Here is an 11426-nt window from a genome sequence, read left to right as displayed (position 1 = left end):
TGTGGAAGTGGGAGGAGGGCGGAGCGCCATGCGACGTACGCGCGGATGCCAAGAGCATGGCCAAGGACCGGGAGCGGGAGATCAACGACGTCGCCGCCCAGTACGGCGGCAAGAGCCCCGAGGACGCGGTGGCCGATCGCGGCGCGTTGAAGAAGGACGGGCGCGACCCGGCCGACGTGTACTGACCGTCTACGACACTCCCCCCTCTGCGGGGGAGGGTGCCCCGCGGAGGCGGGGCGGGAGAGGGGAACCACGCTTCCGGACGAGGCGCAGCCGCGATGTCGCACTCCATCCGGCCCCGTCGCTCCCCTCTCCCGACCCCCTGACGGGGGCCACCCTCCCCCGCAGAGGGGGGAGGGAACGTGGCGCAGCCGGCCCGCCTCTTGCCTCACCGACGAGACCGAGACCCGAGGAATCCCCATGACCGCACAGGTCCGCACCACCTGCCCGTATTGCGGCGTCGGCTGCGGCGTCCTGGCGACGCCGGACGGGCAGGGGGGCGCGGCGATCGCGGGCGACACCGAGCACCCGGCCAACTACGGCCGGCTGTGCTCGAAGGGCTCGGCGCTGGGCGAGACCCTGTCCCTGGAGGACCGCCTGCTGCACCCGCACCTCAACGGGGCGCGGGTCTCCTGGGACGCGGCGCTCGGCACCGTCACCTCCGAGCTGCAGCGGATCGCCCAGGCCCACGGGCCGGAGGCGATCGCGTTCTACCTCTCCGGCCAGCTGCTCACCGAGGACTATTACGTCGCCAACAAGCTCGCGAAGGGCTTCGTCGGCACGCCGCATGTCGAGACCAATTCGCGGCTGTGCATGTCGAGCGCGGTGGCGGCCCACCGCCGGGCCTTCGGCTCGGACACGGTGCCCGGCTGCTACGAGGACCTCGACGAGGCCGACCTGATCGTCCTCGTCGGCTCGAACACCGCGTGGTGCCATCCGATCCTGTTCCGCCGCATGGCCGACGCCAAGGCCAAGCGCGGCACCCAATTCGTGGTGATCGACCCCCGCCGCACCCAGACGGCGGAGGAATCCGACCTGTTCCTCGGGCTCAGGCCCGGCAGCGACGTGGCCCTGTTCTCGGGCCTCCTCGTCCACCTTGCCGACAGCGGCTTCCGCGACCGCGCCTTCGTGGAGGAGCACACCGCCGGCCTCGACGGCGCCCTCGACCGCGCCCGGCAGATCGCCCCGGACCTCGCCGCCGTCGCCGCCGCGACGGGCCTGGCCGAGGCCGACATCGCCGCCTTCTACGACCTGTTCGCCCGCACCCGGCGGGTCGTCACCGCCTTCTCCATGGGCGTGAACCAGTCGGTGCAGGGCACCGACAAGGGCAACGCCATCATCAACTGCCACCTCCTCACCGGCCGGATCGGCGGGGTCGGGCAGGGGCCGTTCTCCCTCACCGGCCAGCCCAACGCCATGGGCGGGCGGGAGGTCGGCGGCCTGTCGAACATGCTCGCCGCCCACATGCATTTCAGCCCGGAGGAGGTCGACCGGGTCCGCCGCTACTGGAACGCCCCGCGGATCATCACCGGCGAGGGCATGAAGGCGGTGGCCCTGTTCGAGGCGGTCCGCGCCGGGCGCATCAAGGCCCTGTGGGTCATGGGCACCAACCCCCTCGTGTCGATGCCGCGGGCGGACCACGTCCGCGAGGCGATCCGCGGCCTCGACCTGCTGATCGTCTCCGACATCATGGCCACTGCCGACACCGCCCGGGAGAAGGCCCGCACCACGGTGCTGCTGCCGGCGCAGGGCTGGGGCGAGAAGGACGGCACGGTCACGAATTCCGAGCGGCGGATCACCCGCCAGCGCCGCTTCCTCGCGAGCCCCGGCGAGGCGCGGGCCGACTGGGCGGTGCTCGCCGAGATCGGCCGCCGCCTCGGCCACGGCAAGGCGTTCGACTACCCGAGCGCCGCTGCGGTGTTCCGGGAGCACGCCGCCCTCTCGGCCTACGAGAACGGCGGCAGCCGCGACTTCGACATCGGCGGGCTGGCCGACCTCTCCGACGCCGCCTACGCGGCGGCGGCCCCGGTCCAGTGGCCGCTGCCCAAGCGCGGAGGGACCCGGGCGCGCCTGTTCGCGGACGGGCGGTTCTACACCTTCGACCGCCGGGCCCGGTTCGTGGCGGTGCAGCCCCCCGGCCTCGCCGAGGCGGTGGGCGGGGACCACCCCTTCGTGCTCAACACCGGCCGGGTCCGCGACCACTGGCACACCATGACCCGGACGGGGAAGAGCCAGCGCCTCTCGGCCCACCGGGCGGTGCCCTTCGTGGAGGTCCACCCGGACGACGCGGCGGCGCACGGCCTCGTCGAGGGCGGCATCGCCCGCGTCGCCACCGCCCACGGCAGCGCCGAACTGGAGGTGACGGTCACCGACGCGGTGGCGCCGGGCACCCTGTTCATGCCGATGCACTGGAACGCCGCCTACGCCTCGGCGGCGCGGGTCGGGGCGCTGGTGCGCGGGGTGCCGGATCCGGTCTCGGGCCAGTCCGAGCTGAAGGCGACGCCCGCCGGGATCGCGGCCGTCGCCTACCGGGCCCGGGGCTTCGTCCTCGCCCGCGACGCGGTGCGGATGCCGGAGGGCTGGTGGTGGGCCAAGGCCGCGATCCCCGGCGGCTGGGGCGTCCAGTTCGCCACCCATGACGGCTCGCGGGAGGTCGCCCTGGCGCTCCGCGGGCTGATCCAGGCCGGCGGGCCGGGAGGTCTCGAACTCGCCGAATATGCCGACCACGCCAGGGGGCGCTACCGCTGCGCCGTCTACGAGGGCGCCCGCCTCGTCGCCAGCATCGCGGTGGCGCCCTCCGCCGCGCGGCCGGATTGGGAGGCGGCCAAGGCGCTGTTCTCCGGGCAGGAGCCGGAGGCGCCCGAGCGCCGGGCCCTGCTCTCCGGCCGGGCCGCCACCGAGGCGGCGGGGCCGGTGGTCTGCGCCTGCCACGGGGTCGGGCTCGACGTCATCACCGGCACCATCCGCGCCGGGGCCGGCAGCGTGGAGGCGGTGGGCGCCGCCTGCAAGGCCGGGACGAATTGCGGCTCGTGCATCCCAGAGATCCGCAAGCTGCTGACCCTGGAGACCGCCAAAGCGGCCTGATTCGTGGTAGGATGACGAATGAGCCCTCCCCCCTCTGCGGGGGAGGGTGGCCCTCGCGTCAGCGAGGGTTGGGAGAGGGGAGCGCCGTAGCCGGAAGGGGCTGAGGCGCTCGTTTCACCCTGAACCGTCGCGCTGCCCCTCTCCCGACCCTCTCCGGGGGCCACCCTCTCCCGCAGAGGGGAGAGGGAGGGTCGGTGCCTGTCCGATCCGAGTTGAAGCTACCATGGCCGACCCTTCCTCCCCCCGCCCGACCCGCGCCCCGCGCGAGACCGCCGCCGCCGGCCTGGAGCCGTTGGCGGTGCTGCCGGTGTTCGTGCCCCTGCGCGGCAAGCGCGTGGTGCTGGCGGGCTCCTCCGGCGGGGCCCCGTGGAAGGTGAAGGTGCTCGCCGCCGCCGGCGCCCTCGTCGATGTCTACGCCGCCGAACCCTCGGACGAGCTGCGCGCCGTGCCCGGCGAGATCGTGGACGGCCACGTCACCCTGCACGAGCGCCATTGGACCCCCGACGACCTCTGGGGCGCCGCCTTCTGCGTCGGGGCGATGGAGGACGAGACCGACGCGGTCGCCTTCGTCGCCGCCGCCCGCGGGGCCGGGGCCATCGTCAACGCCGTCGACCGGCCGCATCTCTGCGACGTGAAGTTCGGCGCCATCGTCAACCGCTCGCCCCTGGTGGTCGGCATCTCGACGGAGGGCGCCGCCCCGGTCTTCGGCCAGACGATCCGCGCCCGGATCGAGGCGATGCTGCCGCGCGGCTTCGCCCGCTGGATGGCGGCCGCGCGGGATTGGCGGGAGCAGGTCACCGGCCGCTTCCCCGGCTTCGCCGACCGGCGCTTCTTCTGGGAGCGCTTCACCGAGCGCGCCTTCGCCGAGCCCGACCGGGCGCCCGCCGAGGCCGACCTCGCCGAACTCCTCGGGCAGACCGAGGCGGCGCCCAAGGGCGGGGCCGTGACCCTCGTCGGCGCCGGGCCGGGGGACGCCGAGCTGCTGACGCTCAAGGCCCTGCGCGCCCTGCGCAACGCCGACGTGATCCTCTACGACGACCTCGTGGCTCCGGCGATCCTCGACTATGCCCGCCGCGAGGCGCGCACCATGCTGGTCGGCAAGACCGGGCACGGCCCCTCCTGCCGCCAGGACGACATCAACGCGCTGATGGTGCAGCTCGCCCGCTCGGGCAAGCAGGTGGTGCGGCTGAAATCCGGCGATCCGCTGGTCTTCGGCCGGGCGGGGGAGGAGATCGAGGCGTGCCGGGCCGCCGGCATCCCGGTGACGGTGGTGCCCGGCGTCTCGGCGGCGCAGGGGGCGGCGGCCTCCCTCGGCCTGTCGCTGACCCATCGCGACGCGGCCCGCCGCCTGCAATACGTCACCGGCCACGACCGCAAGGGCGGCCTGCCGGAGGACCTGAACTGGAGCGCGCTGGGCGACCCCAGCGTCACGACGGTGGTCTACATGCCCAAACGCACCCTCGGCGCCCTGCTCGACCGGGCGGTGGCCGAGGGCCTCGCCCCCGAGACGCCCGCGCTCCTCGTGTTCAACGCCACCCGCCCGACCCAGGAGGTGGTGCGCGGCACCGCCGCCGACCTCGCCCACCGGGTCGAGGCCGCGGGCCTCGAAGGCCCCGCCCTGCTGATGGTCGGCCGGGCGCTCGCCGAGGCGGAGGAGGGCCGGGTCGCCACCGAGGAACGGCGGGCGGTGTGACCGCCGCCCGCCGAACCCCGCGCCGTCATCGCGAGCGGGGCGAAGCCATCCGGGATGGTCAAGACGTCCGAGAACCGGGCGGATCCCCGGATCGCTTCGCTGCGCGCGCGATGACGGGTTTGGTCACGGGCACGCCGGGGGCCACTGCACTCCCCTCCCCCGCGCGGGGGAGGGGAGGCTGCGGCGGGCGGGATCACTCCCCCACGACCGCCTCGCTCCCCGCCGCCCTCGGCCGTTCGCCCAGGGGGCGCTCTTCCAGCAGGGCGAGGAAGACGAAGGCCAGGATCAGGCACAGGCAGGCCGCCTGGAAGACGTGGCGGAAGGTGGCCGCCAGCAGGGCCGGGTCGGCGCCCCGCAGGAGGCTTTCCAGGTCGGCGTTCCCGCCCCCGGCCGCCGCCCCGAGCACGATGGTGCCGAACACCGCCACGATCAGCGCGCCGCCGAGCGACCGGAAGAAGTTCATCGCCGCCGTGGCGATGCCGAGCTGGTGCGGGGCGACGGCGTTCTGGATGGTGATGGTGGAGAGCGGCAGGATCGTCCCGAGGCCGATCGACAGGAAGGCCAGGGCGGTCTCCATGAGCCAGAAGGGCAGGTCGCGCCCGTAGAGGGCGAGGGTGGCGCAGGCGGCGAGGCTCAGGCCCATCATCACCAGGGGCACGCGCTTGTAGTGCCGGAAGTACAGCATCGACCGGCCCGACAGGGTGGCGCCCGTCACCGTGCCGATCATCAGCGGCACCAGGGCGAGGCCGGACTGGCTCGCGCTCAGCCCCACCACGCCCTCGAGGAAGATCGGCACGTAGATCGTGAGCCCGATGAAGGTCCCCATGGCGAAGCAGGCGGCGAGCGTCGCGCAGGCGACGATGGGGTTGCCGAGCACGGAGGTCGGGATCAGCGGCTCCGCGGCCGTGGCGAGGCGGGCCGCGAAGCCCGCACTGAACAGCAGGGCGGCGCCGAGGAGGCCGAGCACGAGGGGGGAGGTCCACGCCTCGTGCACCCCGCCCCGGCTCAGGGCGAGGAGGAGGGCGGTGGAGCCGAGCACGAGGAGCGCGGCCCCGGGATAGTCGAGCCGGTGGCGGCGTTCGTTGCGCGGCAGCAGCTTCAGCTTGTCGTTGGTGAGGAGGAAGGCGAGGAAGCCGATCGGCAGGTTGATCCAGAAGATCAGCGACCAGTGGAAGTGCTGGGCCAGCACGCCCCCGAGGAGCGGCCCCGCCACCGAGGCGGTGGCGAACACCCCCGCGATGTAGACCTGATAGCCCGCCCGCTCCCGGGGCGACATGATGTCGGCGAGGATCGTCTGCGACAGGGCGATGAGCCCGCCCCCGCCGACCCCCTGGAGGGCGCGGGCCAGCGCCAGGGTGATCATCGTCGGCGCCAGGGCGCAGGCCAGCGAGCCGAGGCTGAACACCGCGATGGCGATGAGCAGCATCACCCGCCGCCCGTGGATGTCGCTGAGCTTGCCGTAGAGCGGCGTCACCGCCGTCGAGGCCAGCAGGTAGGCGGTGACGATCCAGGGGAGGTTGGCCGCATCCCCGAGATCGAGCCCGATCGTCGGCATCGCGGTCGCCACGATGGTCTGGTCGAGGGCGGCGAGCAGCATCGCCGCCATCAGGCCCCCCACGATGGCCCGGATCTCGTGCCGTTCGAGGCGCCCCGCCGCCGGGGCGGCCGGGTCGGTCGGCGGCTCCGGACCCTGGGCGGGGACCGCCGGCCGGGCCTCGACTCCGTCGCGCAATTCGATCGGACGCACGTGACCTGCCTTGTCCTGGACGCCGCGGGTCCGTCCGGGGGGCGGAGGTGACGGCGATGGGAAAGCCGCCGGGGAGGGCGCGACGCGTCGTGTCGCGAAGGGCGGCGGAGGAGAAAGGTTTTCTAGCGCAGGTTGCGCCCGCGACCACTCTCTTCTCCGCCGGGTCTCGCGCGGCGGCTATGCGTCCACGTCGGCCTCGCGGGCGACCGCCCGGTATCCGATGTCCCGCCGGCAGAATCCCTCCGGCCAGTCGATCCGGGCGACGGCCGCGTAGGCGCGGGCCTGGGCCTCGGTGACGCTGTCGCCGAGCGCCGTCACCGCCAGCACCCGGCCCCCGTCGGCGAGGATCCGGTCCCCCTCGGCCCGGGTGCCCGCCTGGAAGACGTGGACGCCCTCGCCCTCGGCGGCCTCGATCCCGCGGATCGCCGAGCCGCGCAGCACGGCGCCGGGATAGCCCGCCGCCGCCATCACCACCGTCAGGGCGGTGCGGCCGGGGTCGGATTCGAGGGTGACGCCCGTGAGGTCTCCGTCGCAGGCCGAGAGCAGGGCGGGCACGAGGTCGGAGGAGAGGCGCGGCATCAGCACCTGCGCCTCGGGGTCTCCGAAGCGGGTGTTGTACTCGATGAGCTTCGGCCCGTCCGCGGTGAGCATCAGGCCGGCATAGAGGATGCCGGTGAAGGGGCAGCCCCTCGCGCGCATCCCGGCCAGGGTCGGGGCGATGATCTCGGCCATCACCCGCGCCTCGATCTCGGGGGTGACGACGGTGGCCGGGGCGTAGGCGCCCATGCCGCCGGTGTTCGGGCCGCGGTCGCCGTCGAAGACGCGCTTGTGGTCCTGGGCGGTGCCGATGGGGATGGCGCGGGTGCCGTCGCAGAGGGCGAAGAAGCTCGCCTCCTCGCCGAACAGGCACTCCTCCACCACCACCTCGGCGCCGGGCTCGGAGAAGAGGGCGGCCAGGGCGTCCTCGGCCTGGTCGAGGCTCTCGGCGACGGTGACGCCCTTGCCGGCGGCGAGCCCGTCCGCCTTCACGACGATGGGCGCCCCGCGCCCGCGGACATAGGCCAGCGCCCGGTCCAGTTCCGTGAACCGCGCGAAGGCGGCGGTGGGGATGCCGTACTCGGCGCAGAGGTCCTTGGTGAACCCCTTCGAGCCTTCCAGCCGGGCCGCGTCGCGGGTGGGGCCGAAGGCGCGCAGGCCGGCGGCGGTGAGGTCGTCCACGAGGCCCGCCACCAGGGGCGCCTCGGGCCCGACGACCACGAGGCCGATCCGCTCCGCATGGCAGAAGGCGGCCACCGCGGCATGGTCCGACACCCGCAGGCCCGGCAGGTTGGTGCCGTGGCGGGCGGTGCCGGGGTTGCCGGGGGCGGTGAACAGGGCGGTGCAGAGGGGGCTCTGCGCGAGGCGCCATGCGAGCGCGTGTTCGCGGCCGCCGGAGCCGATCAGGAGGATCTTCATGGGAGCGCCATCATCGCAGCCGGTTCTGAACGGATCGTGTCTGCGAGAAAAGGGCCTATCGGGACTTGTCCCGCGCCGGCCCGTCAGCAGCCGGTGCACACGCTCGTGTTGATGCCGCCGCCCCGGGAGCGGAACGCCCGGACGCCCCGGTGCCCGTGCCGCGGCAGCGGCCCGTAGAAGCCCGGGGACGGGTTGAACTGGACGTTGCGCTGCGCCTGCATGGACAGGGTGTTGAAGTCCGAGGTCCGCTGCTGGTTCAGGCTGCGGAACTGGCTCTGCACGGCGAAGGATTCGTTGGCGGCGTTGGGGTTCAGCTGCTGGACCTGGGCCGACGCCGGCCCGGCCAGGAGGCCGAGGATGACGGCGCCGCCGAGGGCGAGGCGGGAGCGCATGGGGTTCTCCTCCAAGGGCGGGCGGCGATCACCGGACCGACGCACGCCCCCCGCCCCCGGTTCCGGGGCGCGTCAACCGGGCACGACCGGGTGCTTCTCCTTCGGCAGGCCATCGACCTGCGCCCGGTCCAGCTTGGTATGGGCCTGGACCAGGGCGTGCGGGGTGAGCGCCATCCACTGGGTCAGGGAGACGTCGGCGTAGCGCGGGCTCTTGAACATTTCCAGGAAGGTCAGCGTCTCGCTGCCGGTGTTCTCGATGTAGTGGCCCATGGCGAAGGGCACGTAGCCGACGTCGCCCGCCTGGTAGTCGAAGGTGCGCGCCTTCGATTCCGAGCCGAACACCGTCATCCGGCCCTTGCCGGAGAGGTAGTACTGCCACTCGTCGCCGTTCGGGTGCCAGTGCAGCTCGCGCATCCCGCCGGGCTCGATCTCCACCAGGGCGGCGGCGATGGTGGTGGAGGCCGGGAAGACCGTGGAATCGGTGATCCGCACGGTCCCGCCCTTGGTGCGGATCGGCTCCTGGGCGAGCATGCGGTGGCTGAACGTCTTCGGCACCGGGCCGGCGCCGCCGAGCTTGTCGTCGGCGAGGGGGCCGGGCTTCGGGCCGGGGAAAATGTAGAGCTCTTTCTCGGGAATCCCGTCGAAGGCGTTCTCGGGCAAGCCGAAATTCTTCGCGAGGATGTCGCGCGGGGTGTGCGCCATCCAGTCGGTGATGAGGAAGGTCGAATCCTCGGAGAAGCCCCCGTCATCGAAGACGAGGAGGAACTCGCAGCCGTCCTCCGGCCCGTCGAGGCCCTGGATCGAGTGCGGGATGCCGGAGGGGAAGTACCAGAGGTCGCCCGGCCCGACGTCGTCGGCGAAGGTGCGCCCGTCCTGATCGACGGCGGTGATCCGCGCCCGGCCCTTGATCATGTAGGACCACTCGGCCTCCTTGTGCCAGTGCATCTCCCGCACCGCGTTGGCCTTCAGGCGCATGTTCACGCCGGCCATCGCCTTGGAGATCGGCAGCTCGCGGATCGTGGTCTGGCGCGCCCAGCCGCCATTCTCCAGCCGCATGTGGCTGTCCGCGAAGGACCATTTCAGGTTCGGCATGGTGCCGTGGTCGGTGGCGGGCGGGGCGAGGGTGTAGGGGTCCTGCGCGTCCCGGGCCGGGTTCCTGGGCCCGAGGATGTCCGCGCCCTTGGGGCCGCGCTCGGGGACCGGCACGGCGGGGGAGGGCGCCTGCGCCGCCGCCGGCACGGCCGCCAGGGCGCTGCCGGCCGCGGCGGCGATCAGGCCACGTCGGGACAAGTCTGTCATGGGGAATCCACGGATCGGGTCTCAAGGAGCGGGGCGCCCGCCTCGGATGGGGGCGCCGGTCGAACCGCGGAAACGGGCGAGGCCCCGGCCCGGTTCGATGCGGTGCAAAATCGTCGCGCCCCGGACGGGATGATGGGCGCGTCTCGTGCGTTGTGCCTGGGAGATGGCGGGGCCCCGGCCTTCGCACGGGCGGACACTGCGCGGAAACACGCGGGGCCCACTACACTCTCCACGGGCTCAGGACCGGCGGGAACGGATGGCGGACGGGGAATCAGCGGGTCGGCCGGCGTGGCGCGGGACATCGTGGCTCGTCCTGCTCGCCCTCGCCGGGGCGGGCTTCATCGGCTACCGGACATGGTCCGAGCCGTCGCGGGCGGCGGTCTCCTCCGCGCCGTCCCCCCGCGGCCCGGTCTCCCTGCGGGTGACGACGGCCCGGCGCGCGGGCGACACGGTCGACCTCACCCAGACCGGCACCACCCAGGCCTTCGACACGGCGAGCCTGTATCCCCGGGCCACGGGCTACATCGCCGAGCGGCGGATCGACATCGGCTCGCGGGTGAGGAAGGGCGACCTGCTGTTCCGCATCAGCGCCCCCGACCTCGACCAGCAGCTCGCCCAGGCGCGATCCCAGGTGGTGCAACTCCAGGCGGCCCTCGCCCAGGCGAAGGCGATGGTGGACCAAGCCGAGGCCAACCGGCACCTCGCGGACGTCACCAACAAGCGCACCTCGACGCTGGCGGGCACCGGCATCGCCACCGCCCAGAACGCCGACACGGCCCGGGCGGGGGTGCTCACCCAGGCCGCCAACCTCTCCGCCGCCCAGGCCGCGGTGAAGGTGGCCGAGGCGAACATCACCGCGCAGGAGGCGCAGGTCGCCCGCCTGACGGTGCTCACCGGCTTCGAGGAGATCCGCGCGCCCTTCGACGGGGTGGTGACGACCCGCAACACCGACATCGGCGACGCGGTGACGGCGGACACCAATACCGGCCTGCCGCTCGCCACCCTGGCCCGGGACGACGTGCTGCGCATGGCCGTCAACGTGCCGCTCTACGCCGCCGACGGGGTGCGCGACGGGCTGCCGGCCCGGATCGAGGTGGCGCAGATCCCCGGCAAGGTCTTCCCCGGCACGGTCTCGCGCTCATCGACGGCGCTGCTCTACGCCTCGCGGATCCTCGCGACGCAGGTCGACATCCCCAACCCGACCCACGAGCTCCAGCCCGGCCTCTACATCACCCTGACGCTCTCGATCCCCCGGCCGGCGCCGGTGGTGAGCGTGCCGAACGACTGCCTGATCTTCGACCAGGGCGGCACGCAGGTGGCGGTGCTGGAACCGGCCGGCGCCGGGGACCGCTTCGTGGTGCGGATGCGCAAGGTGGCGATCGTCCGCCAGGGCGATTCCGGCCTGGAGCTTCGCGCCGGCCTGGTGGGGGGCGAGCAGGTGGTCGTCGGCCCCCCGGCCTCCCTGCGCGACGGCGACCCCGCCACGCCCCGCCGGGAGGCGAAGGCCGGGACGTAAGGGGCGGCCGCCCCGAGCCGCGCCCGCCCCGAGCCACCACCGTCCTTGCGAGCGCAGCGAAGCAATCCAGGGAGCCGCCACGGCCTGAACCGACCCGCCGCCCTGGGTCGCTTCGCTGCGCTCGCGATGACGGCGAGGGGCACATGACGGCACCACCGTCCTTGCGAGCGAAGCGAAGCAACCCAGGGAGCCGCCACGCCCTGAAGCGACCCGCCGCCCTGGGTCGCTTCGCTGCGCTCG

At 73.6% G+C, this 11426-nt stretch carries 7 protein-coding genes and 1 pseudogene; 4 read left to right on the top strand and 4 right to left on the bottom strand.

Going from position 1 to position 11426, the window contains the following annotated elements; genetic code table 11:
- The 3 genes and pseudogenes from MKK53_RS00110 to cysG form a co-directional block, all read left to right on the top strand.
- Nucleotides 1-185 (top strand): annotated as a pseudogene (locus tag MKK53_RS00110) (sulfite reductase subunit alpha); the annotation flags it as partial.
- 235 nt (nt 186-420) lie between these two features.
- Nucleotides 421-3084 carry a nitrate reductase gene (locus tag MKK53_RS00105; RefSeq protein ID WP_243925732.1) on the top strand — a complete coding sequence of 888 codons (2664 nt, stop codon included), beginning with the start codon at nt 421-423 and terminating at the stop codon, nt 3082-3084.
- A 223-nt stretch (nt 3085-3307) separates the two neighbouring features.
- Nucleotides 3308-4777 (top strand): siroheme synthase CysG, encoded by a 1470-nt coding sequence (gene cysG / locus MKK53_RS00100; protein WP_243925730.1) that lies wholly within the window; start codon nt 3308-3310, stop codon nt 4775-4777.
- A 193-nt stretch (nt 4778-4970) separates the two neighbouring features.
- On the opposite strand, the gene MKK53_RS00095 is transcribed toward cysG, so the two are convergent.
- The 4 genes from MKK53_RS00095 to MKK53_RS00080 form a co-directional block, all read right to left on the bottom strand.
- Nucleotides 4971-6407 (bottom strand): MDR family MFS transporter, encoded by a 1437-nt coding sequence (locus MKK53_RS00095; protein WP_243925734.1) that lies wholly within the window; start codon nt 6405-6407, stop codon nt 4971-4973.
- Nucleotides 6408-6701: 294 nt separating this feature from the next.
- Entirely contained in the window at nt 6702-7979 is a 1278-nt protein-coding gene (gene purD, locus MKK53_RS00090; RefSeq protein WP_243925727.1) for a phosphoribosylamine--glycine ligase, read from the bottom strand.
- Between the two features lie 83 nt (nt 7980-8062).
- Nucleotides 8063-8371 carry a hypothetical protein gene (locus tag MKK53_RS00085; RefSeq protein WP_243925725.1) on the bottom strand — a complete coding sequence of 103 codons (309 nt, stop codon included), beginning with the start codon at nt 8369-8371 and terminating at the stop codon, nt 8063-8065.
- Between the two features lie 72 nt (nt 8372-8443).
- On the bottom strand, nt 8444-9670 hold the full coding sequence (locus MKK53_RS00080; RefSeq protein WP_243925723.1) for an oxalate decarboxylase family bicupin: 1227 nt from the start codon (nt 9668-9670) through the stop codon (nt 8444-8446).
- 256 nt (nt 9671-9926) lie between these two features.
- On the opposite strand from MKK53_RS00080, the gene MKK53_RS00075 reads away from it, so the two are divergent.
- Entirely contained in the window at nt 9927-11186 is a 1260-nt protein-coding gene (locus MKK53_RS00075) for an efflux RND transporter periplasmic adaptor subunit (protein WP_243925721.1), read from the top strand.
- Nucleotides 11187-11426 lie beyond the last annotated feature (240 nt).

Origin of the sequence: Methylobacterium sp. J-076, from assembly GCF_022829405.1 — a bacterium.
In the GTDB taxonomy this organism is placed as follows: Bacteria; Pseudomonadota; Alphaproteobacteria; order Rhizobiales; family Beijerinckiaceae; genus Methylobacterium.
Note: the sequence above shows the minus strand (reverse complement) of the source record. Positions and strands in the feature narration are given on the sequence as shown.